Annotated in this window: 23 protein-coding genes; 12 read left to right on the top strand and 11 right to left on the bottom strand. The window is 71.5% G+C overall.

All coding sequences use genetic code 11. The annotated features are described in order from the left end of the window. Positions 1-151: 151 nt before the first annotated feature. Positions 152-1,645 carry a helix-turn-helix domain-containing protein gene (locus tag ACFZDA_RS35395; protein WP_391089565.1) on the bottom strand — a complete coding sequence of 498 codons (1,494 nt, stop codon included), beginning with the start codon at positions 1,643-1,645 and terminating at the stop codon, positions 152-154. Positions 1,646-1,808: 163 nt separating this feature from the next. Here ACFZDA_RS35395 and ACFZDA_RS35400 point away from each other — a divergent pair, with 163 nt between their 5' ends. The 4 genes from ACFZDA_RS35400 to ACFZDA_RS35415 all read left to right on the top strand — a co-directional run bounded on the left by ACFZDA_RS35400 (position 1,809) and on the right by ACFZDA_RS35415 (position 6,165). After that, positions 1,809-2,429 (top strand): L-threonylcarbamoyladenylate synthase, encoded by a 621-nt coding sequence (locus ACFZDA_RS35400; RefSeq protein ID WP_391089567.1) that lies wholly within the window; start codon positions 1,809-1,811, stop codon positions 2,427-2,429. 145 nt (positions 2,430-2,574) lie between these two features. Beyond that, complete coding sequence (locus ACFZDA_RS35405; protein WP_391089569.1) at positions 2,575-3,330, top strand: dienelactone hydrolase family protein; 756 nt, start codon at positions 2,575-2,577, stop codon at positions 3,328-3,330. 208 nt (positions 3,331-3,538) lie between these two features. Beyond that, positions 3,539-5,044: a metallophosphoesterase gene (locus ACFZDA_RS35410; RefSeq protein WP_391089571.1), complete on the top strand. Its 1,506-nt coding sequence runs from the start codon at positions 3,539-3,541 to the stop codon at positions 5,042-5,044. Between the two features lie 86 nt (positions 5,045-5,130). Continuing rightward, entirely contained in the window at positions 5,131-6,165 is a 1,035-nt protein-coding gene (locus ACFZDA_RS35415; protein ID WP_391089573.1) for an LLM class flavin-dependent oxidoreductase, read from the top strand. Positions 6,166-6,264: 99 nt separating this feature from the next. On the opposite strand, the gene ACFZDA_RS35420 is transcribed toward ACFZDA_RS35415, so the two are convergent. Next, positions 6,265-7,035 carry a hypothetical protein gene (locus ACFZDA_RS35420; RefSeq protein WP_391089575.1) on the bottom strand — a complete coding sequence of 257 codons (771 nt, stop codon included), beginning with the start codon at positions 7,033-7,035 and terminating at the stop codon, positions 6,265-6,267. Beyond that, the gene (locus ACFZDA_RS35425) at positions 7,028-7,609 is read right to left on the bottom strand and encodes a sigma-70 family RNA polymerase sigma factor (RefSeq protein ID WP_391089577.1); all 582 of its coding nucleotides are present in this window, start codon (positions 7,607-7,609) and stop codon (positions 7,028-7,030) included. The genes ACFZDA_RS35420 and ACFZDA_RS35425 overlap by 8 nt, the downstream gene beginning before the upstream one ends. Positions 7,610-7,763: 154 nt before the next feature. Here ACFZDA_RS35425 and ACFZDA_RS35430 point away from each other — a divergent pair, with 154 nt between their 5' ends. Together ACFZDA_RS35430 and ACFZDA_RS35435 are read left to right on the top strand one after the other, a co-directional pair. Beyond that, on the top strand, positions 7,764-8,243 hold the full coding sequence (locus ACFZDA_RS35430; RefSeq protein WP_391089579.1) for a cupredoxin domain-containing protein: 480 nt from the start codon (positions 7,764-7,766) through the stop codon (positions 8,241-8,243). Continuing rightward, positions 8,233-8,628, top strand: a complete 396-nt coding sequence (locus tag ACFZDA_RS35435) for a hypothetical protein (protein ID WP_391089581.1) — start codon at positions 8,233-8,235, stop codon at positions 8,626-8,628. Before ACFZDA_RS35430 ends, ACFZDA_RS35435 begins: the two co-directional genes overlap by 11 nt. A gap of 150 nt (positions 8,629-8,778) precedes the next feature. Here ACFZDA_RS35435 and ACFZDA_RS35440 read toward each other — a convergent pair whose 3' ends face one another. The 3 genes from ACFZDA_RS35440 to ACFZDA_RS35450 form a co-directional block, all read right to left on the bottom strand. Then, positions 8,779-9,753, bottom strand: coding sequence for a TauD/TfdA family dioxygenase (locus ACFZDA_RS35440; RefSeq protein ID WP_391089583.1), 975 nt, complete (start codon positions 9,751-9,753; stop codon positions 8,779-8,781). A gap of 100 nt (positions 9,754-9,853) precedes the next feature. Then, entirely contained in the window at positions 9,854-10,696 is an 843-nt protein-coding gene (locus tag ACFZDA_RS35445; protein WP_391089585.1) for a serine peptidase, read from the bottom strand. Continuing rightward, on the bottom strand, positions 10,693-15,168 hold the full coding sequence (locus ACFZDA_RS35450) for an AAA family ATPase (protein WP_391089587.1): 4,476 nt from the start codon (positions 15,166-15,168) through the stop codon (positions 10,693-10,695). Before ACFZDA_RS35450 ends, ACFZDA_RS35445 begins: the two co-directional genes overlap by 4 nt. Positions 15,169-15,359: 191 nt before the next feature. Here ACFZDA_RS35450 and ACFZDA_RS35455 point away from each other — a divergent pair, with 191 nt between their 5' ends. The 3 genes from ACFZDA_RS35455 (at position 15,360) to ligD (ACFZDA_RS35465) (ending at position 17,903) form a co-directional block, all read left to right on the top strand. Next, on the top strand, positions 15,360-16,190 hold the full coding sequence (locus ACFZDA_RS35455; RefSeq protein WP_391089589.1) for an aldo/keto reductase: 831 nt from the start codon (positions 15,360-15,362) through the stop codon (positions 16,188-16,190). Between the two features lie 61 nt (positions 16,191-16,251). Then, positions 16,252-16,866: a DNA polymerase ligase N-terminal domain-containing protein gene (locus tag ACFZDA_RS35460; RefSeq protein WP_391089591.1), complete on the top strand. Its 615-nt coding sequence runs from the start codon at positions 16,252-16,254 to the stop codon at positions 16,864-16,866. Between the two features lie 5 nt (positions 16,867-16,871). After that, positions 16,872-17,903, top strand: a complete 1,032-nt coding sequence (ligD, locus tag ACFZDA_RS35465; RefSeq protein ID WP_391089593.1) for a non-homologous end-joining DNA ligase — start codon at positions 16,872-16,874, stop codon at positions 17,901-17,903. A 9-nt stretch (positions 17,904-17,912) separates the two neighbouring features. On the opposite strand, the gene ACFZDA_RS35470 is transcribed toward ligD (ACFZDA_RS35465), so the two are convergent. From ACFZDA_RS35470 to ACFZDA_RS35485, 4 genes are all read right to left on the bottom strand, one after another. Then, positions 17,913-20,255 (bottom strand): SpoIIE family protein phosphatase, encoded by a 2,343-nt coding sequence (locus tag ACFZDA_RS35470; RefSeq protein ID WP_391089595.1) that lies wholly within the window; start codon positions 20,253-20,255, stop codon positions 17,913-17,915. Between the two features lie 61 nt (positions 20,256-20,316). Further along, the gene (locus ACFZDA_RS35475) at positions 20,317-20,784 is read right to left on the bottom strand and encodes a redoxin domain-containing protein (RefSeq protein WP_391089596.1); all 468 of its coding nucleotides are present in this window, start codon (positions 20,782-20,784) and stop codon (positions 20,317-20,319) included. Beyond that, positions 20,781-21,161 carry a hypothetical protein gene (locus ACFZDA_RS35480; RefSeq protein WP_391089598.1) on the bottom strand — a complete coding sequence of 127 codons (381 nt, stop codon included), beginning with the start codon at positions 21,159-21,161 and terminating at the stop codon, positions 20,781-20,783. The genes ACFZDA_RS35475 and ACFZDA_RS35480 overlap by 4 nt, the downstream gene beginning before the upstream one ends. Before the next feature lie 50 nt (positions 21,162-21,211). Beyond that, positions 21,212-21,973: a helix-turn-helix domain-containing protein gene (locus ACFZDA_RS35485; RefSeq protein WP_391089600.1), complete on the bottom strand. Its 762-nt coding sequence runs from the start codon at positions 21,971-21,973 to the stop codon at positions 21,212-21,214. 90 nt (positions 21,974-22,063) lie between these two features. Here ACFZDA_RS35485 and ACFZDA_RS35490 point away from each other — a divergent pair, with 90 nt between their 5' ends. Beyond that, positions 22,064-23,221 carry an MFS transporter gene (locus ACFZDA_RS35490; RefSeq protein ID WP_391089614.1) on the top strand — a complete coding sequence of 386 codons (1,158 nt, stop codon included), beginning with the start codon at positions 22,064-22,066 and terminating at the stop codon, positions 23,219-23,221. 9 nt (positions 23,222-23,230) lie between these two features. Here ACFZDA_RS35490 and ACFZDA_RS35495 read toward each other — a convergent pair whose 3' ends face one another. Continuing rightward, a complete protein-coding gene (locus ACFZDA_RS35495) occupies positions 23,231-23,746 on the bottom strand; it encodes a MarR family transcriptional regulator (RefSeq protein ID WP_391089602.1) in 516 nt (171 codons plus the stop codon). A 113-nt stretch (positions 23,747-23,859) separates the two neighbouring features. Here ACFZDA_RS35495 and ligD (ACFZDA_RS35500) point away from each other — a divergent pair, with 113 nt between their 5' ends. After that, complete coding sequence (gene ligD / locus ACFZDA_RS35500) at positions 23,860-24,840, top strand: non-homologous end-joining DNA ligase (protein ID WP_391089616.1); 981 nt, start codon at positions 23,860-23,862, stop codon at positions 24,838-24,840. 139 nt (positions 24,841-24,979) lie between these two features. After that, positions 24,980-25,753, top strand: coding sequence for an NPP1 family protein (locus ACFZDA_RS35505; protein WP_391089604.1), 774 nt, complete (start codon positions 24,980-24,982; stop codon positions 25,751-25,753). Positions 25,754-25,869: the final 116 nt, after the last annotated feature.

A 25,869-nucleotide genomic window follows, 5' to 3' on the forward strand; every position in this document is an offset into this window, starting at 1 on the left:
GGGTTGAACTTACGTCCCTGGCCGAGGGCTTGTGAATCGCGTCGATGCCCGTTGCGCGCTCAACAGGGCTCACCGGTGCACAGCTGAGTCCGGATGGCCCGGTTTCGTCCCACCGGGATCTGGCCAACCGGTTGCCGGGCAGGCGAGCCAGTCAGTCGTGGCGGCGGAGGGCCGGCAGGTCGAGGTCACCGACGGCCAAGTGGGCCAGCACGACCTCGTACAGGTCGGTGCCCGCGGCGATCAGCCGGCGTTCCAGGACGGGTTCGGCGCTGCGGACGTGCTCGCGCACCGTCTGCGGGTGCATGCCCAGGGTCTGCGCGGCCCGTTCGGCGTTGCCGCCGGCGGTGATCCAGGTGCGCAGCGTCCGGCGCGGGTTCCTGGCGTCCGCGTCCAGCCGGCCGAGCAGGTCCCGGGCCCAGGTGCGTACGGCGGGCCCGGACAGCAGGTCGGAGAGGCGGAGCGGGGAGTTCCGCGTGCCGTCGGGGAACGGGGCGTCGGGCAGGCCGATCCGGGTGTTGAGCGCCAGGTGGACGACGGCCCGGGCCGTGAGGTCGGCGAAGTCGGTGCCGAGCAGGGTCTCCACGCGTTCCATGCGGGCACGGACGGTGTTGCGGCTGACGCCGAGGACCTTGGCCGCGCTGACGGCGGTGAACTCCAGGCCGAGACGGGTGGTGGCGAGGAGTTCGGCGCGGGTGTGGTGCGGCAAGGTGTCGAGCGGGCGCAGCACCCGGGCCGTCCAGCCGCGCAGCGCCCCCGGGTCCATGAGGCGTTCGGGATGGGTGCGTTCGGCGTAGACCGCCGTCTTGTCGGGCCGGAAGCGGGCGACGGCGAGGGCGCTGACGGCCTGTCCGTAGGCGGTGGCGGTCCGGGCGAGGCTCTGCCGGACGCTGCCGCCGAGGTAGATGTCCGGGTGCCGGCCGACCAGGGACCGCAGGGTCTCGCCGGTGGTGTCGCGGGGGCTGACGACGATCACGTGGCCGTCCATGGCGGGGCAGCGCACGACCAGGGCGTCCTCCCCGGTGCTGTCCAGGCACTCCTCGGCGATGCGGTCGCGTACGCCGGCGTCGGACTCGACGACGTACACGCACGCCGTCTCGGCGTCGAGCAGTCCGGGCCAGAGCCCGGCGGCGACGCGGCGGGCGGCGACGGTGTCCTCCACCATCAGCAGTTGCAGGATGGCCAGGCGCAGGTCGGCGGTGGCCCGCCGGAGCCGGTGCCCGGCCGCGGTCGACTCGCGCGCGGTCAGCAGGAGCTCGATCACCTGGGCGGTGTGGGTGACGACGTCGGCGGCCCGGCGGTCGAAGGGGGTCTCGCGGGAGACGGCCAGGACGCAGGTGTGGGACGGGTGTTCCACCCTGACCAGGCGCTGGTGGCGCTCGCGGCTCTCCCAGGCGGCGGAGGCGATCCGGCCGGCGGTGATGTCCGTGACGAGACCCTCGTCCAGCGGGAGCCGGGTTCCGGCTATGAGGTTCCCTGCGGCGTCCTGAAGGGCCACGGACCCGTCCACGGCGCCGGCGAGCCAGCCCACGACCCGGCGCACGTCGCGCCCCGCCGGACGCAGGTGGTCGAGCAGTTCCTCCGCCCACGCCGGGCCCGGCCCGGCCGGTGTCCGCTGCCGCCGGTTCCCGTCCTCTCGGCCAGCCACCTCGGCCTTCCCCTCGTTGCCCGCGCCGCCTCAGGCGCACCGGTCGGGGACGTTACCCCACGCGTCCCGCGCTCTCATCCCGGGCGGACCCGCCCCGCGCCCGCCCGCAGGCCGGCACCCCGCCCTGCGTCACCGCGCCCCGCGGGCGGCATAAGCTCGGCGGATGGCGAAGTACTACGACGTGCACCCCGACAACCCCCAGCCCCGCACCATCGGCCAGATCGCCGACAGCATCCGTGCGGACGCCCTTGTCGCCTACCCCACGGACTCCTGTTACGCACTGGGCTGCCGCCTGGGCAGCCGTGACGGCATCGAGCGGATCCGTACGATCCGCAAGCTGGACGACCGGCACCACTTCACTCTCGTGTGCCAGGACTTCGCGCAGCTCGGCCAGTTCGTGCGGATCGACAACGACGTGTTCCGCGCGATCAAGGCGTCGACGCCCGGCAGCTACACGTTCATCCTGCCCGCGACGAAGGAGGTGCCGCGCATGCTGCAGCACCCCAAGAAGAAGACGGTCGGCGTGCGGATCCCCGACCATGTCGTCACCCAGGCCCTGCTCGCCGAGCTCGGTGAGCCCCTGCTGTCCAGCACCCTGCTGCTGCCCGGCGAGGAGGAGCCGATGACGCAGGGCTGGGAGATCAAGGACCTGCTCGACCACGTGCTGGACGCGGTGGTCGACTCCGGTGACTGCGGCACCGAGCCGACGACGGTGATCGACTTCTCCGGCGGGGAGGCCGAGATCGTGCGGCACGGCGCGGGCGACACGTCGCGGTTCGAGTAAAGATCACGCCAAGGACCGTTCACGGCCGTGCCGTGTGCCGGGGGGCGGGCGAAACGCCCCCGGAAGCGGCGTGTCACGATGCCCGTGATCCGCCCGGTCACGCGGACGGGTTCCTGGCCGACACCCGCAGAGAGGCAGCGCAGTCATGACCGCCGTACAGGGAACCGCCGTCGACATCCCCACCGAGGACGGCACCGCCGACGCGTATCTGGCACATCCCGCCGACGGGGCCGCCCACCCGGGGGTCCTGCTCTACATGGACGCCTTCGGACTGCGTCCCCGACTGCGGTCGATGGCCGACCGGCTGGCCGGTGAGGGCTACGCGGTGCTGGTGCCCAACGTGTTCTACCGGCACGGCCGCGCCCCGCTGTTCGAGCTGCCCGAGTTCATCGACCCGGGGGCGCGGCCGGAGATATTCGAGCGCATCACGCCGGTCATGCGGGCCCTGACGCCCGAGCTGGCGATGCGGGACGCCGGTGCCTATCTGCGCCTGCTGGCCGAGTCGCCCGCGGTGGCCGACGGTCCGGTCGCGCTGACGGGTTACTGCATGGGTGCGCGGCTGTCGCTGCTCACGGCCGGGACCTACCCGGACCGGGTCGCGGCGGCGGCCGGCTTCCACGGCGGGCGGCTGGCGACGGACACGCCGGACAGCCCGCATCTGGTGGCCGGCACCATCACGGCCGAGCTGTACTTCGGCCACGCCGACCAGGACCCCTCGCTGCCCCGGGAACAGATCGAGCGCCTGGAGGAGGCCCTGACCGCGGCGGGCGTCCGCCACCGGTGCGAGGTGTACCCGGGCGCGCCCCACGGTTTCACGCAGTCCGACACCGCGTCGTACCACAAGGAGGCCGACGAGCGGCACTGGGCGGCTCTGCTCGACCTGCTGAAGCGCACATTCTGACCGTTCCGCTACGGTGCGGTGCCCCCGGTGGCGGCGTATCTGATGGCCTGTCCGGGAGACTGAGTGCGCGGTCCCGCCCCGCGCCCGGCCCGTTCCGGCGATGCCGTTCCCGCGCCGCGCGGGCCGTGGCACGGCACGGACTCGCACGCCCGCGGCCGGTGAACGACCCACCTGCGGACGGCTCGTAGATCATTGTTACGGTGCAGCGGTGTCTGACTCCTCACGTCATACGGCCGAAGGCGCCGGCTGGGGCACCGGCGAACGCGGCGCGTACCGGCAGTTGATGCCCCAGCGGGTCGAGAAGATCTCCTGGCTGGACCCGAGAATGCTGTGGGCCGCCCGCAACGGCGTGCTGGCGTCCTGGTTCGGGGATCCGACCGGCCGCACCCGCAGTCGATGGGTGGCACGGTGCGCGGCCGCCGGCGCACCGGCCGACAAGGTGATCCGGCGCGACGACCCGGACCGCTTCTCGTTCCTGGTCATCGGCGACACCGGCGAGGGCGACGACCCCCAGTACGCCGTCGTGCCGGGCCTTCTGAAGACCGGTCAGGACACCAGCTTCGCCGTGCTGGCCAGTGACGTGATCTACCCGGTGGGCAGCGCGGACGACTACGGCACCAAGTTCTTCCGCCCGTACCAGGACTACCAGGCGCCGATCTACGCGATACCCGGCAACCACGACTGGTACGAGGACCTCGGCGGCTTCATGCGCGTCTTCTGCGACGACGCCGCACCGCTGCCGCCCGAGCCCCGGCCGCGTCCGTTGACCCGGGCCTGGCTGCGGTCCCTGCTGTGGCACCGGCCGCGACCGGACGACGGTCACCGCCTCGCCGAGGCCCGCACGTTGCGCTCGGCACCCGCCCAGCAGGCCGTCCAGCCGGGCCCGTACTGGGCGATCGACGCCGGACCGGTGCGGATCATCGGCATCGACACGGGCCTGCTGGGCACCCTCGACGCCGAGCAGGGCGCCTGGCTGCGCGAGGTCTCCCGGGGGCCCCGCCCCAAGATCCTGGTCACCGGATCACCCCTGTACGTGGACGGCAGGCGCGAGCCGTGTGCCATCGAAGGGGGCGGCACCGTCGACGACATCGTCCGCGCCCCGGAGCACCACTACGTGGCGGCGATAGGCGGCGACATCCACAACTACCAGCGCTACCCGGTGCGGCTGGACGACGGACGCACGATCCAGTACGTGGTCGCGGGCGGCGGCGGGGCGTTCATGCACGCCACCCACACCATCCCCCGCGTCAGCGTCGCGAACGTGACCGAGCCGGACTTCCGCTGCTATCCGCTGCGCGGCGACTCCCTCGCCTTCTACAGCCGGCTCTACGGCCGCCGGCTGCGGATGCCCCGCTTCTTCACGCTCACCGAGGCGGAGGCGACGGCTGTGGTCGCCGAGCGCCTGGGCATCTTGCCGGCCCGTGTCCCAGGCGCGGCCACCCGTGTCACCCGGCGTGTCCGGCTGGTCGCCGGGCTGCTGGGCACCGGCCGCCGGCCCGACCGGGCCAGGCGGTTCCGGCTGCCGGTGCGCAAGATCTACACGTCGCTGTTCTCTCCGGGGTCGGCGACGTACAGCCCGCCGTTCTTCAAGTGCTTCCTGCGCCTGGACGTCTCCCCGGAGTCGGTGCGGCTGCGCTGCTTCGCGGCGACCGGCAACCGCGCCCAGGAACTCGCCCCGCCGGTCGAGGACGAGGTGACGATCCCGCTGCGCTGACCCGCGCGAACCGGTGCGGCGGGAACAGCACGGGCCGCTGCGGGGTTGGCACGGTAGACCCTTGAAGGTTCAATTATGGAGGGCTCGTGCCACCGACCCCACGACCGCTGCGCAAGCTGGGTTTCCTGACCATCGGGCTGTTCGACGAGGCGGATCCACGGCGCGGCCACGAGTCGACGCTGGAGATCATCGAACTGGGCGAGCGGCTCGGCTTCGACAGCGCGTGGGTGCGCCACCGCCATCTGCAGTACGGCATCTCCTCCCCCGTCGCCGTCCTGTCCGCAGCCTCGCAGCGCACCCGCCGCATCGAACTGGGCACGGCGGTCATCCCGCTGGGCTGGGAGAACCCGCTGCGCCTCGCCGAGGACCTGGCCACCGTCGACCTGCTGTCCGGGGGCCGGCTCAACCCGGGCGTCAGCGTGGGCCCGCCGATGCACTTCGATCAGGTCAAGGGCGCGCTCTACCCGGACACGGCCGACGCCGAGGACTTCGGCTACGGGCGGGTGGAGCGGCTGCTGGACGCCGTGCGGGGTGAGCCGGTGACGGACTTCAGCGGGACGGAGGGGTTCGAGACCTTCTCCGACCGGGTGCAGCCGCACTCCCCCGGGCTGGGCCGCCGCCTGTGGTACGGCGGCGGCAGCCTGCGGTCGGCCCGGTGGGCGGGCCAGCACGGCATGAACCTGCTCACCAGCAGCGTCGTGAAGGCCGAAGACCCCGACGGGCCCCACGACTTCGCGGACATCCAGCTCTCCCACATCCGGGCGTTCCGCGCCGCGCACCCCGACGGCGAGGCCGCCCGCGTCTCACAGGGCCTCGTCGTCATTCCCACCGACTCCGCCTCGCCCGAGCAGCGCGCCCGTTACGAGAAGTACGCCGCCGAGCGCGCCCCTCGTACGGCCACCCCGCAGGGCCCGGCGCGGCTGCTGTTCGCGCCGGACCTGGTGGGCACCTCGCAGGAGATCGCCGAGCGGCTGCACGCGCACGCGGCGTTCCGCGAGGTGGACGAGGTCGCGTTCGCCCTCCCGTTCACCTTCGAGCACGAGGACTACGTCCAGATCCTCACCGACATGGCGACGAGGATCGGCCCGGCTCTGGGCTGGCGAGCGGGTACCCCAGTGTGACTTCGTGATCTCGCGCGGCGTGGTGAGCACGGGTGGTCTGCGCTCGCAAGGCGCCGGAGCCGCCCTCGATGAACGGAGGGGCATGAGGGTGATGCGCGGTCACTGGTGCTGCCGTGCGTCGAAGTGGGCCGTGGCCAGGACGGAGCCGTCCGCCGCCAGCAGCCGGGCGCCGGACACCGTGTCCGGGTCGACATGCGTGGGGGCTCCCCAGTAACCCTGGCCGGCGTCGTCCAGGGAGAACTCCCCGATGCGTACCGACGTGCCGTCCGTACGGTCCAGTCGGCAGCTGACCTTTCCGGCCTCCGGGTACACGTCGCGCGGGCCTGCGGCCTTGGACTGGTCTCGGGTCGGGAAGTCGGATCCGGACCCGTCCCGGCCGAGGTGGACCGACATGTAGACCCAGCCCGGAGATCCGGTATAGGTGAAGATCCGGCCCACGGGACGGTGGTCGGGGGCCTCCAGAGACGCTGCGAGCAGGCCGTGCTCCGAGCCGGGGGGCTGCGAACTCGATGAGGAGGGAGCTGAAGCTCCCTCGATGGCCGTGCCGACGGCCCAGCCACCGAAGCCGAACCCGAGGGCGATCGCGGCGGCGGCCGCGACCGCCACGCCGGCCCGTGGTCGCCGCCGTCGTGGCGGCCGGTTCAGGCCCAGCCCGTCCGTCACCCGTGTCTCGAAGCCGGCGGGTGGCTCGCTGCCCGGGAGGAGGGAGAGCAGTCCGTCACCGACGTGGGTCAGCTGCTCGACGTGCTCCCGGCAGGTAGGGCAGCGGTCCAGGTGGGCGATGGCCTCGGCGCGCTCCTGACCGGGGAGGATACCCAGCGCCAGCTCGTCGGCGACGGCCCTCAGCCACTCGCAGTGCCTGTCAGTCATGATCGGCTCGCTCGGGTCCCAGAACCTTCCGCAGTTTCCCCATCGCCGTCCTGATCCGTGTCTTCGCCGTGCCCAGGGGGATCCCTTCGAGCTCGGAGATCTGCCGTGCGGTCATCCCGTAGATCCCGGCCATGACCACGGCACGCGCCTGCTGGCGCGGCAGGCCCGCCACCGCGGCCCGTATGCGGGATGCCGCATCGTCGGCCAGTGCCCACTGTTCGGGCGTCCTGGTCATGATGCCGAGCAGAGCGTCGAGGTCCTCGGGGGAGACCGGGGTCGCGTTGCGCGCGCGGACGGCGTCGATCGCCAGGTTGTGCGTGATGGTCCCCAGCCAGGTCTTCACCGATCCGCGCCGGGAGTCGTAGACCTGCGCATGACGCCAAGCCCTTTCGAAGGTCTGCTGGGCGATGTCCTCGGCGAGCTGGGGGTCGTCGACGACAGCGATGGCGATACCGAAGACCATGCGCTGGAACCGGCGGACGAACGCCAGGGCGATCTCCGGGGCGCCGGTCGCCATTCCCGCCAGCAGCGCCTCGTCCGAGAGCTGTCCGAGTGGTGGGCCCGATCTCCGCATACCAGTGGATACGGCGAACCTCGCCGAACGGATTCCCCCGGTTCCACGCGGGACCACGGCCCCATTCTCCCGCTGATACCCGCTTGCCGGAAATCCCCTGGCGCGGTCCGTCCGTACCCCTGGTCAGGAACGATTTCTCATGGAGGGCCGAGACATGGCGACGACGCTCATGACGCTCGTGCGCAGGACCGTCGGGCCCGGGCTGGCCGCTGGAGCACTGGCGGGCATCCTCGTGGCGTGCGGAGGCGGAAACGGCAGCGGTGGTGGCTCGACATCGTCAGCCCCGGAACAGAGTGGCAAGTCGGCAACCACCCAGGTGGACGTGAAGCTGGTCGACTTCAAGATGGAGCTGTCCGAGAGGACGGTGCAGGCGGGTACCCATACCTTCGCCGTCAAGAACGACGGCCATCACGACCACGCCATGGAGATCGAGGGGCCCGGGACGGAACAGAAGACGCGGACGCTGGCACCGGGAGAGTCGTCGCATCTCACCGTCTCGCTGAAGGACGGCAAGTACGAGGTCTACTGCCCTGTCGACGGCCACAAGGAGCTGGGCATGAAGACCGAGCTCACCGTGGGCGGAACCGCCTCAACGGGCAGCGACACCCACACGACCAACGGCAATGGCTACTGAGCGCGCCGCCGCGCTCATCGCCCTCCGGCTGGCCGCGGCGGGGACGGCCGTGGCCATGGGCGCGATCCACCTCCACCTCTGGTACGACGGCTACCGGTATCTGGACACGATCGGCATGCTGTTCCTGTTCAACGCGATCGGGGCCGGGCTGCTCGCGTTGTCGCTGCTGATCACACCCACCCGCCTCCTGCCCGTCCTCGCGACGCTGGGAACGCTCTTCGCGGCCGGCTCACTGGTGGCCCTGATCGTCAGCCTCACCTCCGGTCTCTTCGGATTTCGGGAGGCTCTCGACGCGAACCTGGTCAAGCCGACGCTCGCCGTCGAGGCCGCAGGGTGCGTTCTGTTGGTGGCGCTGGCCTTGCTGAGCAGACGCAGACGGATATGACCGATGAGTTTCCGATGCCACGCGGCACCGCCGGCCCGCCCTGGCCGGGCAGATGATCGCGCAGACACTGGACGCCGGGAGCTTCGCCTCCTGGGTGACCGCAGACGAGCCATACGATCACGACCCGGGCCTGCGTGCATCGCTTTCGCGTCACCAGCGGCCGGGTGCGGTCCCCGTGATCGGCTCCGACGTCCTGCCGTCCACTCCGACGGGCACGTCCCCGGCGAGCATCACCCGGTGCATGATCCGCGGGTGGTCGAGGTGTGCGGTGTCGCCGGGAGCCAGGTGCATCGTGGCGCGGTTGTCCCAGAACGCCACGCTGCCCGGCTCCCAGCGGAACCGGACCGTGTACTCGGGCCGGACCGCCTGATCCAGCAGCATCTGAAGGATCGCGGCGCTCTCCGGCCGGGAGAGGCCGGCGATCTGCTCGATGTAGTAGCCGTTGACGTAGAGGATCCGCTCGCCCGTCTCCGGGTGGACGCGCACCAGGGGGTGCAGCGAGGCGACCTGGCGGTCCAGCAGGTGGCGGACGTAGGCGTCGTCGCCCGGCCGGGGCTGGTAGCCGACGCCGAGCCGGTGCTCGGCCCGCAGCCCGTCGACGAACTGCCGCAGCGGCGCGGAGAGCCCGGCGTACGCCGCAGCGAGGTTCGACCAGGTGGTGTCGCCGCCGTAGGGCGGCACGGCCTCGGCGCGCAGGATGGTCGCGGCGGGCGGGTCGACGCGGGCGCCGTGGTCGCAGTGCCAGCCGCGCAGCAGGGTGTGGCGGCGGCGCCGCAGCCACTCGTCGTGCTCCATGCCGAACCGCCCGCCCAGCTCCAGCCGGTCGGCGGTCGTCTCGATCTCGGGGAAGTACGCGGGTGAGGCCTTGCCGCGCCGCGGCAGCGCGACCGTCTCACCGAACCGCCGCGCGAACGCCACATGACCTGCGTGGTCCAGCCGTTGCCCCCGGAAGAACACCACCTTCCAGCGCAGCACCGTCGCCCTGATCGCGGCGATCACGGTGTCGTCCAGATCCGCGGCCAGGTCCACGCCGCTGATCTCGGCGCCGATGTGCCCGGCGACCGGCTTCACCTCCACCCCGGTCTCCCGCACCGCCTCGTCCGTCATCGGGCTGTCCGTCGTCATGCGCACTCCGCTGGTCGTGGGCGTGGTCGTGGCTACCGGAAGATCGTGACAGTGATCGCCGCGCGGAGCGACGGGACCTCTGGTGCAAAACGGGTCTGCGTCAAGCGGTGAAAGGGGCCATCGCCGCAGCTGTCAGGCCGCAGCCGAGATACATCGGCAACGTATGGAAGTCGACGAGAGCCATGTGCATCTCGTCGTGATGGTCCACGGGAAACCTGTCGCCCAGGCGGCGAGGCAGCGCCACCAGATCACCCGCATCGGCGATATTCGTCCAGCGGCGAACGTCCGGCCGCACACCGCGGCCGTTCCTGGGTTCCGGGTCCAGCGCATCGAACACCGCCCCCGCCAGTCCGAGGGGGGAGCCGAGCGTGATCAGGGTTTCCACCTTGAGATCCGAGTTCGCGTGCAGCGCCTCGTACGCCACGACGGAGCCCAGGGAGTGAGCGATCACCACCTTGGCACCGGACTCCCTGATGGCGTTGGCCACGGCATCACGCGAACGTGCGCGGCGGGCAGGTGCACTCAGGTAGCGATAGACCTCGGGGAGGAACGCGACGATGACCCGCGCCAGGGTCTCGGGCGCGACCCCGCGTTTACGAGCGACCAGGTCCAGCGCCTGCCTCAGGGGCAGACGCCCCCAGGACTGCCCTTCCTCCGGCTCGGAGGGAAGCCCGGCTGCCACGAGCCAGTGGTACGCGGCTTCCTGGAGGCCTTCGGCCAATCGATCGATGTCTTCGTCGACGCCCTGACTCTCCTCGTCGTTCAGATGATGGGCGTAATAAGCAACTGTGATGTCCGGGACGGCGAGGTGCCGGAGTCCGGCAGCCGCATAGCCGGCGACCAGACTGGGCTGCCACTGTGCGGCCAGCCGTTGTGCTGCCACAGCCGCATCTGTTCCGGGTTGCCAGTTCCTGACGCCGTGAACTATGACGATCTCGTTCAAAGGGAGGCTCCGTCGCCGATCACAGGGAGATTGGTCCATCCATAGCAGGACACACGGGAGCCGTGCGCGACGACCATGCCTGCGTCGCATACCCGCACCGGCCCGAGGACGTCGGGCACCTGGATCGAGTGCAGGAGGAGACCGGGCCGGTCCAGCGACCACACCTTGACCGTTCCGTCCGTGCTGCTGGTCACCAGGTGGGCGGCGCCGTTTCGTCGTAGCGCGTGCGTGGACACCACTTCACCGCTGTGGGCGACGAAGCCCGCGAGCTTCGTGCGGGAATCGCGGTCCAGGACGACGACCATGCCGTTCTCGTCACCGAAGACGACGAGATGCCGGCCGTCCACCGACAGGGAGGTGACTGCCGTGACGGCCGCCTCGTGGAGAGCGAGTTTCCGCGACCTGCTCTCACTGTGCAGCGCCAGAAGCCCCGAACCGAAACCGATGACCAGCCTGGCACCGCTCCACGCAGTGCACGAAGGGTGTTCCTCTCCTGGCGCGGGACGCCACGCGACCGGTCTTCTCTCTCCCCGCAGATCGATTCTTCCGAAGTATGTGCTCGTCCGCACCGACAGAACGGGCGGACCGGTGGGGTTCTGGGCGTCGAGAGTGAGTACGTCGCTGTGCCAGGTGCCGATGCGACGGACACGCCCGTCGAGGAGACCGACGACCAGGCGGTTCCGAGCAGGACCGAGTCCTGCCGCGAGAACAGCCACCGGTTCGCCTTCGAGGACGAGTGCGGTGACCGCTCGGACGGACCGGACATGTCCCGAGGCCAGGGGTACTCCGCCGGCCACGTCCCAGGTATGGAAGTGGCCTTCCTCGTCGATGGTGATGGCGTAGTGACCCGAGCCCGAGGACAGTGAGGCCACGTGCTCGACCGGAGAGTCATGGCCCCTCCATGTCTGGAACTCGAACAACCGGGCCGGTGCGGTCTGGTACCACAAAGTGACCCCCTCTTCACCGCGATCCACGGCGGCCGCGCTTCCGGAGCCGTCCAGAGCCACTACGAGCGGCGCACTCGCACCGAAGGGGGACAGACGCTCCAGGACCGTCCCGTCCGCGGCCCGCTGCACACACAACTGGCCGCTGTCCCCGCTGGTGAGCACGCACAACTCCGCATGGCCGAGGAGCCCTTCGCGCAGCGCGGCAATCCTCTGCACCGGGTAGCCGGGGCCCGGCAGAGGCCGGCTGGTGCCCGCCTCCAGATCCCAGTACTCCAGCCCTTTACTGCCGCGGGTGACGGCCACGGGGCCGGACCGGCCGTTGTGCACCACCACTTGGCGCAGGGCCCCCGTGTGCCCCTGCCAAGAGCGGTGGTCGTCGCCCCGGAGGCTCCACATGTGCAGGCGTCCCTCCTCGGTGCCCGCGACGATCGCCGGTCCGTCGCGATCGTCGACGCAGCTCACGGCATGGCATGCGTAGGCGAGCGGGCTGCTCGCCTCCCACGCTGATCCGCGGCTGTCGCACGGTGCCGTCCTGCGCAACCACTCGTCGATGAAGTCGGTGGTGCTCAGCACGACTCCGTCCAGATCCCTCACTGTGACGCCGGAAGGCGTCGCGGCGACGACCATGGTCCGACCGTCGATCCGCCCCAGGGAGAGCGAGGTGACAGGTGTGCCGATGTCAGCCTGGAAGCGCAGCTTCTCGGTCCCGGAGACCAAGTCCCACACGATGACCGTGCCATCGGCCGAGCCCATCGCAGCGACGGTCCGAGACCCGGTTTCCATGACACACAGGTCAGTGACCTCGTCCCTCTCCGTGCCGCTGTACGAGTCCAGCCACCCACCTGTGCGGACGTCCCAGACAGTGAGCTCCCCCTGCTCACCCGCGATCACGGCGATCCAGCGGTTCTCACACCGTGCCAGGGCAATGTGGTTTCTCTCCCGTGGAAGCATCCCCCAGGCCGGCGGCCGGTCCGCGGTGCCCCATCGGAACTCGACTGTCGATCGGGGAGGCTCCCACAGGGCGTCCAACTGCCGCACGAACCGCTCCTCCTGCCAAACCACGGCGGTGTCACGCAGCCACTGGATCCGGGTTGCCGGCGTCTGGCGCCCGGACAACGCCGAGTCGCAGATACGCGCGAGCACTCGTCCCCTGAGCGAGGATGCGGCCGGCAGTGTCTCTCGTAGGAGGCGCGCGTCACCGTGCACAAGAAAGGAAGGACTGGAAAGCAACGCGTCCAGTTCTTCTGCGGTCGCGGCATGTTCCGGCGCATGGCGCAGAACGTAGGGCAAGGCGGATTTCCAGTTCCGCTCGGCCAGATCCTCCGGGCCGGGAACCGTTTCGACCACGCCGGTGAAGACAGCACGGCCGGCGTCAAACGACCGGTCACGCAGGTGATCGACAAGGCTCTGGTGGAAGAAGCGATACAGCTGCCGACCGTCGTCTTCGGTGGCGAAGCGGAGATAGAACGAGGCAGCCTGCAGTGCTTTACGAGTGGTCAGCAGATCCGATCTCGCCCCAGACGTGCTCTTGAGCTCCTGCGCGACGGCGTGCACGATGTCGAGCGGCATGCCTTGACCTCGGCCGTGGGCTACCGCCGCGAGCACCTCGGGAATGACGGGATGGCGCTGCCTCAGCACACCCAGATGCAGCTCCAGCATTTCCGGAAGGCTGTTGGGGATTCGCTGAAGTAATTCTTCCACCGGCACCGGGGCGGTCTGCTCCAGGAGGTGATGCGCGAACAGTGACACCAGGAGGAAGCCGCCCTGCCTGTGCCGCTCGGCGAGACCTCTGGAGAGTACGTCAGCGGTTCGCTGACGGCTGACGGCCATTCCCCGGCCGCTGTAGGTAGCCGATCCGTCGAGTATCTCGTAGAGGTACTCGGAGATCTCTGCTTCCCGTTCCTTCGATGGGATGGCATCGAGATCGATGAGCCGATCGACTCTCTTGAGTGCCGCCCTCACCCCTATTTCCCTGAGAATCATTCTGAGTTCTTTCTGCAACGTCTCGTCAGGCGTCGCGTTGATCAGGACCAGTGCCAGTGTGCGGTACCTCTCCCACCATGGCCGGGTTCCTATGAGGACGCGGAACAGAGGAGGCAGCGGAAGGGGCTCACCGCGGGCTTCCTCGTCCTCCTCGCTGTGTTGCCTGCGCTGTGCCTGCGACAGGGGAAGAAGCACGTCGTTGAGGAGTTCCGAGTCGAGTGATGCCTCGTCGAGCGCGTCCACGATCAGTACCACCGGAGCTGATCTACGCTCTGCCACCGCGTTGACGAGCGCTTCGGTCGTCCAGGTACGACCGGGCGGGGTACCGAGCCCCAGTTGCTCACCGATGGAGGCCAGAACTTCGGCGGGGCCGCGCTGACGCGCATGGACGGCAGCCAACAAGGGGTTCTGTTCCGGGCGCAGTGCACGGGGGACCACATGCGCGATCGGCCTGGAAACCTCCCGCAACTGCGGATGCGCCAAGGAGGTCACCACCCCGAGAAGGGCCGATTTGCCCGCCCCCGGGCTGCCCGTGACCACCAGAAGTGTTCCGGCGCCGTCGTCCTCCATCCAGTTCTTGATGGCTGCCAGCTGCTTGCGACGTCCGGTGAAGTAGCAGACCTGCCCCGCTCCTTGCTGGAGCGGGGCGCCTGAGGCACGCGAGACGAAGTGCACGGGGTCCAACGCCGGATCGAGCGCCGCCGCGAACTGCCACAGTCCGTTTTCGATGGACTGGCGGTAGCGACCGCCCGGGGTGCTGCGGTACGAGGGGTTCGGAAAGAACGGGGGCACCGTGACGTGCGCCTCCGCGCGCGCGGTCCGCAGCACGGTCTGGGCCGGCCGGTCCTCGGCCACCGCCGAGCGGGCCAGCTCTCGGTCGATTTCGTGAGCCAGCGTCTCGACGGGTACGTGCTCCACGGTCGGCGACATGTCGAGCAGGCCCTCTTGCAGCTTCTCCAGCACGACCGTTGTGGCCTGAGTGAACCGCGCTCCGTACGTCTTCTCGTCTTCGCCGCAGGCCGCGATGACCCAGGCACGCCGTCGCCGCGCCGCGAGATGGTGCAGCCACTGCTGCAGCACGGCGCGTCCGGCGTTGCAGACATCGAGCATGAAGAGCACGGGCGGCCCGTCGGGCGCGCTCTCGGCCTGCGTGAGCCACTCATCGACGGACAGTGCCGTCCACGCGAAATTTCCCCGGTCGGTGTCGGTGGTGGCCAGGTACAGCGCATGCTCCGGACCACCCGGCAGGCCGTGCCCGGTGAAGTGCACCACCAACGCCTCACCCACCCGTCCGGACGCGGATCGGTGAGCCTCGCGCCACTGTTGCCTGACCGCGGGAAGGTCCAGATCGTGGTGCGCGCCCATGCCTCGTACCTGGACCCCCGGCGTTCTTGCCAAGCCGGCGGCCAGCGCTTCGACCGCGGGGCGGACGGACTTGAGTTCCGTCAGAACGCACGGTGTAGGCGTCGGGTCGGACGCTCCAGCCTCGGACGCGGCCGCGCCGCTGAATGTGCCGATGCCGATGACGAGCACTTGGGTCACGGGCGATCCCTCATATGAGCATGTGTTACGGGTCATCGTACGGAGCGCACAGCGTGACCGGGGGCGGATCCGCGGCTCTTCCAGCCACGTGCGTATGCCGCCCGGGACACGCCGGCCACCCCTCCGGTTGATCACCGCTGCCCCTGTCCATGACGCTGGAGGGACGACACAGCCAACGGGAAGGCCCGACGGTGATCAGCATCCCGACACACACGCTCAACGACGGTACGGCGCTCCCCGCCCTGGGCCTCGGCACCTGGCCGCTCGGCGACGACGAGGCGCAGCAGGCGGTGCTCTCGGCCCTGGAGGCGGGCTACCGCCTGATCGACACCGCGACGAACTACCGCAATGAGACGGGGGTCGGCCGGGCCGTGGCCTCCGGCGTGGTGCCGCGTGAGGAGATCGTCGTGACGACGAAGCTCCCCGGCCGGCACCACGGCTACGAGGAGACGCTCGCCTCCTTCGAGGAGTCCCGGGCCCGTCTGGGCCTGGAGTACGTCGACCTGTACCTGATCCACTGGCCGCTGCCGCGCGTGGACCGGTACGTCGGCTCCTGGAAGGCCATGATCAGGCTGCGCGAGGAGGGGCTCGTCCGGTCGATCGGCGTCTCGAACTTCACCCCCGCGCACATCGGGCGTCTGGAGGAGGAGACCGGGGTGCTGCCCTCCGTCAACCAGATCGAGCTGCACCCCTTCCTGCCGCAGGACGACCTGCGCGCCTTCCATGCGGCCAAGGGCGTGCTGACCGAGAGCTGGAGCCCGCTGGGCCGGGGCACCCCCCTGCTCCGGGATCCCGCGGTGGCGCGGATCGCCGAGGCGCACGCGGTGACGCCGGGGCAGGTCGTGCTGCGCTGGCACACACAGCTGGGTGCGGTGCCCATCCCGAAGTCGGCGAACCCCGAGCGGCAGCGCGAGAACCTCGATGTCTTCGGCTTCGAGCTGAGCGAGGAGGAGATGACCGCCGTCGCGGACCGGGCGGAGCGGCGGGTCGGCGGGGACCCCGAGGTGCACGAGGAGTTCTGACGGGTACCCGGGGGGACGCCAGGGGGTTTCTGATGGATCTCCGCGGAGGAAGGAGCCGCAGGTGGCTGAGCGGGACCGGCTGCGGGACTACCGCGGCAAGCGCGACTTCGACCGGACCGGCGAGCCCCGGGGCAGCGGGGAGTCCGCCGGGGACCGGCCCCGGTTCGTGGTGCAGATCCATGACGCGAGCACGATGCACTTCGACTTCCGGCTGCAGGTGGACGACGTCCTGAAGTCCTGGTCGATCCCCAAGGGCCCCTCCGCGGACCCGAAGGACAAGCGGCTGGCCGTGCCCACGGAGGACCATCCGCTGGAGTACGAGGAGTTCGAGGGCGTGATCCCCCGCGGCGAGTACGGCGGCGGCACGGTGATCGTCTGGGACCACGGCACGTACGAGCCGCTGAGCCACGACCGCAAGGGACGGCCGGTGGACTTCGCCGAGTCGCTGGAGCGGGGGCACGCCACGTTCCGGTTGAGTGGGGCGAAACTGCGCGGCGAGTACGCCCTGACCCGGTTCCGCGGCGACGGCAGCGGTGCCGGGGAGGAGGCCTGGCTGCTGGTGAGGCGGGCCGGGGGCCGGGCCCGTACGCACGGGGCTCCCGATCCGCGCCGGGCGCGTTCGGCCGTGTCCGGACGTACGCTCGCCCAGGTCGCCTCGGACGCGGCCGGGGAGTGACGGTCATGGCCGGCCTCCTCGGCACTCTGCCCGAGGGGCAGCGGCGGCTGCTCGGGGCGGCCCGTCCCGGGGCGGAAGTGGCGGCGCGCCCGATGCTCGCCACGCTGAGCGACCGGCGCGACTTCTCGGACGCGGACGAGGCGTGGGTGTTCGAGCGGAAGCTGGACGGCATCCGGGTGCTGGCGGTCCGGGAGGGGGAGCGGGTGACGCTGCTGTCGCGGTCGGGCCGCCGGCTGAACGACACGTACCCGGAGATCGTGGACGCGCTCGCCGCACAGGAGTGCGCGGACTTCGTCCTCGACGGGGAGATCGTCGCGTTCTCGGGCGGCCGTACGGACTTCTCCCGGCTCCAGCAGCGCATGGGCCTGACCCGGCGTGAGGACGTGGCGGCGAGCCGGGTGGCCGTGACCTACTACGTGTTCGACCTGCTCCGGCTGGACGGGGCCGACACCAGGGGCCTGCCGCTGCGGGCCCGCAAGTCGCTGCTGCGCCGGGCGGTGGCGTACCGCTCCCCGCTCCGGCTGACGCCGCACCGCAACGCGGGCGGAGCCGAACTGCTGGCGGAGGTGTGCGCCCGGGGCTGGGAGGGCCTGATCGCCAAGCGCGCCGACGGTGTCTACGAGCCGCGCCGGTCATCGGGCTGGCTGAAGCTGAAGTGCTCCCAGGGGCAGGAGTTCGTCGTCGGCGGTTTCACCGAACCGGCCGGGAGCCGGGTGGGGCTCGGCGCGCTGCTCCTCGGCCACTACGAGGGCGGGCGGCTGCGGTACGCGGGCAAGGTCGGTACGGGTTTCGGCCGGCGCACTCTGCTGGACCTGCGCGAGCGGCTCGACGGGCTGCGCGTGTCCGGCTCGCCGTTCGACGGGCCGGTGCGGGAGGCGGGCGCGCACTGGGTGCGGCCGGAGCTGGTGGCCCAGATCGCGTTCTCCGAGTGGACGCGTGACGGCATGCTGCGCCACCCGCGCTACCTGGGGCTGCGGGACGACAAGAAGCCGCAGGACGTGGTGCGGGAACGCCCGTCGGGGCACGCCGCCGCGTGAGTGGGCCGGTCAGAGCGGCGGTGTGAGGGACTGTTCGCACCAGATCGTCTTGCCCCGGGTGGTCTGCCGGCTGCCCCAGCGCTGCGTGAGCTGGGCGACCAGCAGCAGTCCTCGGCCGCCCTCGTCGTCCTGGTGGGCCCGCCGCAGGTGCGGGGAGGTGGAACTGCCGTCGGACACCTCACAGATGAGGGTCCGGTCGCGGATCAGCCGGAGCTGGATGGGCTCGGCGCCGTACCGGATGGCGTTGGTGACCAGTTCGCTGACGACGAGTTCGGTGACGAAGGCCGTCTCGTCCAGGCCCCACGCGGTGAGCTGCTCGGTGGCGGCCTGGCGGGTGGCGGCCACCTGCGCGGGGTCGGGCGACACGTCCCAGGTGGCGACCCGGTCCGCGCCGAGCGCCCGGGTACGGGCCAGCAGCAGGGCCACGTCGTCGCCGGGCTCCTCCGGCAGTACGGCCTTCAGCACGGTGTCGCACAGGGCGTCGAGCGAGTCGGCGGGCGCGGTCAGGGCGCGGCACAACTCGTCCGTGGCGTGATCGACGTCGCGGTCGCGGTCCTCGATGAGCCCGTCGGTGTAGAGGGCGACGACGGAGCCCTCGGGCAGTTGGAGCTCCGTCGCCTCGAACGGCAGCCCCCCGACGCCCAGCGGGGGCCCCGCGGTCATGGGGATCAGCCGCGCGGACCCGTCGGGCAGGACCAGGGCGGGGGCGGGGTGCCCGGCGGCGGCCAGGTTCAGCCGGCGCGTGACGGGGTCGTAGACGGCGTACAGGCAGGTCGCGCCGAGTTCGGCGACCTCGTCGCCGTCCTCGTCCGACGCGAGATGGGTGACCAGGTCGTCGAGGTGGGTGAGGAGTTCGTCGGGCGGCAGGTCCACGTCGGCGAGGGTGCGCACCGCGGTGACGAGGCGGCCCATGGTCGCCGAGGAGGGGATGCCGTGACCCACGACGTCACCGACGACGAGCGCGACCCGGCTGCCGGACAGCGGGATCACGTCGAACCAGTCGCCGCCGATGCCGGCCGCCGAGCCGGAGGGCAGATAGCGGTGGGCGACCTGGACGGCGGCCTGGCCGGGCAGTCCCCTCGGCAGCAGGCTGTGCTGGAGGGCCAGCGCGGTGGTGCGTTCGCGGGCGAAGCGGCGGGCGTTGTCGACGCAGACCGCGGCGCGGCTGGCGAGTTCCTCGGCGAACACGGCGTCGTCGGCGGCGTAGTCGTCCACCTGCCGGATGCGCACGGCGACCGCGACGCCGAGGGTGGTGCCGCGGGCCCGGAGCGGCACCACCATCATCGAGTGGACGCCCTGGCGGTAGGGGCTGCCCCGCGGGGCGCGTGTGTTGCGCTCGGCGACCCAGCGCATGAAGGACGGCTCCCCCGCCTGGCTGACGATCGCCCGGCCCTCCCGCATCGCCCGCGCGATGGGTGAGAACGCGGGGTAGGCGTCCACTTCTCCCAGGTGGACGGCGGCTTCGGGGGTGCCCTCGGTGCCGGAGCCGTGGGCGACGCGGCGCAGCATGATCTCGTCGGTGGGCACGGCCGGCGGCTCGTCCGCGCCGAGGACCCAGTCGAACAGGTCCACGCTCGCGAAGTCGGCGAACCGGGGCACCACGACCCCGATCAGCTCCTCGGCCGTGCGCACCACGTCCAGGGTGGTGCCGATGGCCGCCGCGGCCTCGTTCAGCAGGGCCAGCCGCTGCCGCGCCCAGTACTGCTCGGTGCTGTCGAACGCGGCCAGGGCGGTGCCCAGCAGTTCGCCGGAGCGGTCGCGGACCGGCCACATCTCGGTGACCCAGGCGTGCTCCCGGTTCAGTGCCGGGGCGCCCGTGTAGCTCTCGTAGCGGATCGGGCGGCCGGTCTCGACGACGTGCCGGAGGTGCCAGTTGAAGCCGAGGCTGTGCTCGGCCTCCTCGACGGTCTCCGGGAAGTGCCGCCCGAGCAGGGTCTCCTCGGACACGCCCATCACATGGCAGGCGGCGTCGTTGAGCCGCAGATAGCGCTGGTCGGTGTCGAACACGGACATCGACATGGACGCCTGCTGGAAGGCGTTTCCGGCCAGGGACGTCTCGGTGCCGCCGGGGGGTTCGGCGGTGATCACGTAGCCGTCGGGCGCCCCGTCCCGGCCGGTCACGGCGCAGGCGGTGACGCGCAGCCCGACCAGATAGCCGTCGTGGTGCCGCACCATGACGGTGCCCGAGCGCGCGGACAACGCCTCGGGCGGCACGTCCTCGGCGAGCAGTCCCCGTACCGACCGGCCCACGGCCTCCTCGGCCGGATAGCCGGTCAGTCTCCGGGCACCCTCGCTCCACCCCGTCACGGTCCCTCGGGCGTCGATGATCGCAGCAGCGGAGGCGTCCTCCATATCGTCCAGGATTATCCCTGTGCGGCCCCGTATCAACCGCGGCGGAGCATTCGTGACAGTCTCAGCTCCGGCGAGCGCGCAGGGCGGCCAGCGCCCGGTCGGCGTGTGCGTTCATGCGCAGTTCGCTGCGGACGACGTCGAGGACCGTGCGGTCCTGCCCTATGACGAACGTGGTGCGTTTGGTCGGGGCCAGGGAGAAGCCGCGTTTCACGCCGAACCGCTCGCGGACCGTGCCGTCGGGGTCGGACAGCAGGGGCATGCCGAGGGTGTGCTGTCCGGCGAACTCCTGCTGGCGCTCGACGGTGTCCCCGCTGATGCCGACGGGGCGGGCTCCGACCGCGGCGAACTCGGCGGCGAGATCGCGGAAGTGGCAGGCCTGTGCGGTGCAGCCGGGGGTCAGGGCGGCCGGATAGAAGAAGAGCACGACCGGCCCCTCGGCGAGCAGTCCGGACAGAGTGCGGACGGTGCCGGTCTCGTCGGGCAGGGCGAAGTCCTCGACCGTGTCCCCGGCCTCCACGCGCGCGGTCATGACCGGCCCTGCGCGTTCCGTGCGACGCCGCGGGCCCAGAGCACGAGGGGCAGCTGCAGCGGCAGGCGTCCGAAGGCCGCGGCCTTCTGCGGAGCGGGGCGGTGGCGCCAGTCGGCCGCCATCTTCACGTTGGCGGGGAACACCCCGACGAAGAAGGCCGCCGTGGCCAGCGCGGCAGTCTTGCGGGTACGCGGCAGCGCCAGGCCCGCGGCCAGGGCGAGCCCGGCGGCTCCGCTGGCGTAGGTCCAGGTCCTGGGCGTGCCCGGCAGTCCGCTCGGGATGGTCGCGTCGAACGGGCGCGGGGCGGCGAAATGGGCGATACCCGCGGCGGCCAGCAGGCCGGCGAGCAGCAGGGGCGAGCGTTCGGACCGGGACACGGTTCCTCCTCTGATGGCCTGCCGCGCGATATTACTGGACGGTAGAAAGGTCAGTTCACCGGGTCCCGCCGATGCCGTTGGTGGGCACCCGGGGTGTAGCCGAACGAGCGGCGGAAGACATCGATGAAGGCGCTGGCGGAGGACCAGCCGCAGCGATGGGCGACGGTCGTGACGGGCAGGCCGTCGGCCAGCATCCGCAGGGCGTGGTAGAGCCGTGACTGGGTGCGCCACTGCGGGAACGTCATGCCGAACTCGCCGCGGAAGAGCCGGCTGAGGGTGCGCTCCCCCACCCCGGTCGCGGCGCCGAGGGCGGCGAGGGTGCGGGTGTCGGCCGGGTCGGCGTGCACGAGCGCGCAGACGGCGGCCAGGCGCGGGTCGGCGGGCGTGGGCAGGCGCAGCGGCTGCTGGGGCGAGAGGCGCAGTTGGTCGCACAGGACGGCACGCAGCCGCTGCCGCTCGGGGCTGTCGTCGCCGGGATCGCGGGTGTAGGCGAGGATCAGCTCGCGCAGCAGCGGGCTGACGGCGAGGACGGCCGGTTGGTGCAGGCCCAGGGGGTTGTCGCCGTCGGGCAGGCCGACCAGGTGCAGGTCGAGCCGGCCGTGGGCGCGGTGGGCGTGCGCGGTGCCGGCCGGGACCCAGAGGGCGCGGGTGCCGGGCGCGAACCAGGTGCCGGCGTCGGTGGTGACGGCGACGACGCCGGAGCCCGCGTAGACGATCTGGTGGTCGTCGTGCCGGTGGGCGTCGATGCGGTCGCCCGCGGACAGGCGCTGGGCGCGGGTCGGGGCCGTCGGGCTGTGGCGGATGTTCGGCACAGTCGGGCAGATTATCGGAAGCGGGCCAGGCTTCTCGGCGGCGACGATCTCCGGGTGACCGCTTCCCGCCGTAACCGGCCCGTCGCTCTGATGTCCCTGGGACACGCCTGCGTGGACGTGTACCAGGGCGCCGTGGCCGCTCTGGTGCCGTACTTCGTCGCCGAGCGCGCCTACTCCTACGCCGCCGCCTCCGGTGTCGTGCTGGCCGCCTCCCTGCTCTCGTCGCTGGTGCAGCCGCTGTTCGGGGTGCTCACCGACCGGTGGGCGATGCCGTGGCTGCTGCCGCTCAGCGCGCTGACGGCCGGGGCGGGCGTCGCCCTGAGCGGGGTGACCGGCTCCTACGCGTCGACCCTGGCGGTCGTCGCCGTGTCGGGCGCCGGGGTGGCCGCCTACCATCCGGAGGCCGCCCGGGTGGCGCGGGCCGTCGCGCACGGCCGGCACACGGCGATGGGCTGGTTCTCCTTCGGCGGCAACGCCGGTTTCGCCCTGGCACCGCTGCTGGTCCTCGCCGTGATGGCGATCGGCGGACTGCGCGCCTCTCCCCTCCTGGCCATTCCGGCGGTCGCGGGAGCGGCACTGTGCGTGGCGGCGGTGCGCGCGGCCGCGTCCGGCGCGGCGCAGACGGGTGCGCCCGTCATCGTGGGCCGTGACGACTGGCCGGCCTTCCTGCGGCTGTCCGGGGCCGTGGTCTGCCGCTCGGTCGTGTTCGTCGGTCTGAGCGCGTTCGTCTCGCTGTACGTGCGGGAGCGGGCCGGGGGCGGGGAGGTGGCCGGTACGGCGGCGCTGTTCGTCCTCTACGCCGGTGGTGCGGTGGGCACGCTGGCCGGGGGGCGGCTGGCCGAGCGGTACGGGCGGCTGACGGTGGTGCGCCGGTCGTACGCGCTGACGGTGCTCGCCGTGGCCGGTCTGGTCCTGGTGCCGGGGCCGGGGGTGTACCTGTTCGTCGCGCTGGCGTCGGCGGGCCTGTACGTGCCGTTCTCGCTGCACATCACCCTGGGCCAGGACTGTCTGCCCCGGCGGGTGGGCACCGCGAGCGGGGTCACGCTCGGGCTGACGGTGAGCGTCGGCGGTCTCGCCGCGCCGCTGCTCGGCGCGCTGGCCGACGCGACGTCCCTGCGGACGGCCCTGCTGCCGCTCATCGCCCTGCCGGCGGTGGGCCGGCTGCTGCTGTGCCGGCTGCGCGAGCCCGCACCGCCCTCTCCTGCGGTCGCCGAGCGGGCGGATCCGCGCGACCCGGCCGCGCGGTGACCTTGAGGGTCAGGCCCGGCCCGCCGGGGCGGACCTGCCCTCGGGCTCCTCGTCGACGGCCTGGGCGAGGAAGTCGTCGACCATGCGGTGGAAGAGCGTGGCGAGCTGTCGCAGCTCCTCGGGGGACCAGTCGGACAGAGCCGTCTGCATGCCGCGGGCCCCGGCCTCGCGGACCTTGGCGATGGCCTGCCGGCCGGTGCCGGTGAGCTCGATGCGCTGGGCGCGGCGGTCGTCGGGGTCGGGCACGCGGGTGACGTAGCCGGACTTGTGCAACTGCTGCACCGTGCGCGTGACGTGCGAGGCCTCCACTCCCAGCCGGGCGGCGAGTTCCCCCGGCCGCAGCGGCTCGGACTCGGCGACCTGCCGCAGCAGGGCGACGGCGGCACGGTCGAGCGGTACGCCCGCCAGGGCCATCAGCCGGTCGTGCCGGCGGGCGCGCGTGCTCAGGTACGTGATACGGGTGAGCGCGCGCTCGATCTCGATCACTTCCGGGGAGGGGGCGTCGGGGAGCGGTGGTGTGGACACGTGAGCCACTTTACATCTCATTGCCTAACTCAAGCAATTCACCCGATGTCGCCGTTCGGGGGAAAGACGCGGAAACGCGCGTGACCGCAGCCCGGTCCGTCCACAACTCACCCGTGGACCTGCCGCTGATCCCGCCCATGCTCGCCACGCCCGGCACCCTGCCGCCCGTCGCGCAGGACGCGCGCTGGGCCTACGAGACCAAGCAGGACGGCCAGCGCGTGGTGGTCTACCTCCCCGGGGACGGCAGCGCGCTGCTGCGCGCCCGCTCCGGGGAGGACATCACGGCCGCGTATCCCGAACTGCGTCCGCTGGGCGCCGCCCTGGGTCCCGTGCCCGCCGTGCTGGACGGGGAGATCCTGGCGCTGGACGAACGGGGCCGGGCGAGCTTCCAGTTGCTCCAGTCCCGCATGGGTCTGGCGCACGCGCCCGCGAAGGCGGCCCGCCGAGCGGCGGAGGTACCGGTCCATCTCGTGCTGTTCGACCTGATGCAGCTGCGGGACCACTCGCTGATCCGGCTGCCTTACGCGCGGCGCCGCGCGGCGCTGGAGGACCTCGGCCTCGCCGGACCCTCCTGGTCGACCCCGGCCGCGATCGTCGGCCACGGCGCCGAGGCCCTGGCCGCCACGCGCGAGCACGGCTTGGAGGGCCTGGTCTGCAAGCGGCTGGACTCGGTGTACGAACCGGGGGTGCGCTCCCGGGCCTGGATCAAGATCCGCAACATGCGCACCGAGGACGTCCTGGTCGGTGGCTGGCAGCCCGGCAAGGGACGGCTCACCGGCCTGCCCGGCGCGGTGCTGGTCGGACAGCGCGCGGCGGGGCGGCTGCGCTACGTCGGGAGTGTGGGCACCGGCTGGAGCGAGGCCGAACGGACGGAACTCGCCGGACTGCTGCGGGCCGCCGCGACCGACGTCTGCCCCTTCGACCCGGCCCCCCGCGCTCCGGGCGCGCACTGGGTCGTCCCCCGGCTGGTCGGCGAGGTCCGCTACAGCACCCGCACCCGGGAGGGTCTGCTGCGGCAGCCGTCCTGGCTGCGGCTGCGGCCGGATCTCGCACCCGAGGAGGCGGCGGCCGACATCCCGGACGACATGGCCTGAAACGGCCCCCTGACCCCTGTTGTCTGATTGCGGTTCACCTCTGAGATCACTCCTCACTCTTGGCATGGACGCGTTCAGCCTGGAAGCTGAACCTCCCTTTCCCCCACAGCCGTTGGGCTGCGCCCAAGAGGAGGACGCAGTGTCGTCACGCCCGTTCTCACCCCGCAGGAGATGGCTCACCGGACTGGCCGGTGCCGCCGCCCTCGTCCTCACCTTCCCCGCCACGGCCTTCGCCGCCCCGCCACGGGCGCTGCCGGCCAACGCCGAGTCGCTGGAGAAGACCTTCCAGCCCGCCTACGACTACGACACCGACGGCTGCTACTCCACGCCCGCCATCGGCGCGGACGGCACCGTCAACGGCGGGCTCAACCCGACCGGCGCCCTGAGCGGCGACTGCCGCGACGCCTCGGACCTGGACAACACCAACGGCTACGCGCGCTCCAAGTGCAACAACGGCTGGTGCGCCATCCTGTACGCCCTCTACTTCGAGAAGGACCAGGCCGTGGCCGGTAGCAGTATCGGCGGCCACCGGCACGACTTCGAGCACGTCGCGGTGTTCGTGCAGGACAACCAGGTCAAGTACGTCTCGACGTCCGCGCACGGCTCGTTCAGCGTGCACGCGGCGTCGCAGGTCCGCTTCGACGGCACGCACCCGAAGATCGTCTACCACAAGGACGGGGCGAGCACCCACTGCTTCCGCCTGGCGAACGCGAACGACGAGCCGCCCGAGAACCACAAGCGCACCTGGCAGTACCCGCCGCTGGTGGGCTGGAACGGCTACCCCGCCGGAGTGCGTGACAAGCTCACGTCCTACGACTTCGGCAGTGCCAACTTCGGCCTCAAGGACGCCAACTTCGCGGGCCACCTCGCGTCGGCCAAGCCCTCGGGCATCGCCTTCGATCCCTACGCCTGATCCCACGGGTGCGGCCGGGGACCTAGGTGTATTGACCCGTGAGGTTGGGGACGCGGCTGGCGGGTGGTTTGCCTGCGAGCGCTGTGTGTCCGCGGTGGTGATTGTAGGTGTGCAGC

Origin of the sequence: Streptomyces sp. NPDC007991 (assembly GCF_042958445.1) — a bacterium.
In the GTDB taxonomy this organism is placed as follows: Bacteria; Actinomycetota; Actinomycetes; order Streptomycetales; family Streptomycetaceae; genus Streptomyces.

Excerpts from the sequence above, each read along its gene's own strand:
- ACFZDA_RS35435 (WP_391089581.1), top strand. The coding sequence starts at position 8,233 with ATGGCTACTGAGCGCGCCGCCGCGCTCATCGCCCTCCGGCTGGCCGCG.
- ACFZDA_RS35400 (WP_391089567.1), top strand. The coding sequence starts at position 1,809 with ATGGCGAAGTACTACGACGTGCACCCCGACAACCCCCAGCCCCGCACC.
- ACFZDA_RS35430 (WP_391089579.1), top strand. The coding sequence starts at position 7,764 with ATGGCGACGACGCTCATGACGCTCGTGCGCAGGACCGTCGGGCCCGGG.
- ACFZDA_RS35405 (WP_391089569.1), top strand. The coding sequence starts at position 2,575 with ATGACCGCCGTACAGGGAACCGCCGTCGACATCCCCACCGAGGACGGC.
- ACFZDA_RS35420 (WP_391089575.1), bottom strand. The coding sequence starts at position 7,035 with ATGACTGACAGGCACTGCGAGTGGCTGAGGGCCGTCGCCGACGAGCTG.
- ligD (WP_391089593.1), top strand. The coding sequence starts at position 16,872 with ATGGCCGGCCTCCTCGGCACTCTGCCCGAGGGGCAGCGGCGGCTGCTC.
- ACFZDA_RS35425 (WP_391089577.1), bottom strand. The coding sequence starts at position 7,609 with ATGCGGAGATCGGGCCCACCACTCGGACAGCTCTCGGACGAGGCGCTG.
- ACFZDA_RS35490 (WP_391089614.1), top strand. The coding sequence starts at position 22,064 with ATGTCCCTGGGACACGCCTGCGTGGACGTGTACCAGGGCGCCGTGGCC.
- ACFZDA_RS35475 (WP_391089596.1), bottom strand. The coding sequence starts at position 20,784 with ATGACCGCGCGCGTGGAGGCCGGGGACACGGTCGAGGACTTCGCCCTG.
- ACFZDA_RS35440 (WP_391089583.1), bottom strand. The coding sequence starts at position 9,753 with ATGACGACGGACAGCCCGATGACGGACGAGGCGGTGCGGGAGACCGGG.
- ACFZDA_RS35470 (WP_391089595.1), bottom strand. The coding sequence starts at position 20,255 with ATGGAGGACGCCTCCGCTGCTGCGATCATCGACGCCCGAGGGACCGTG.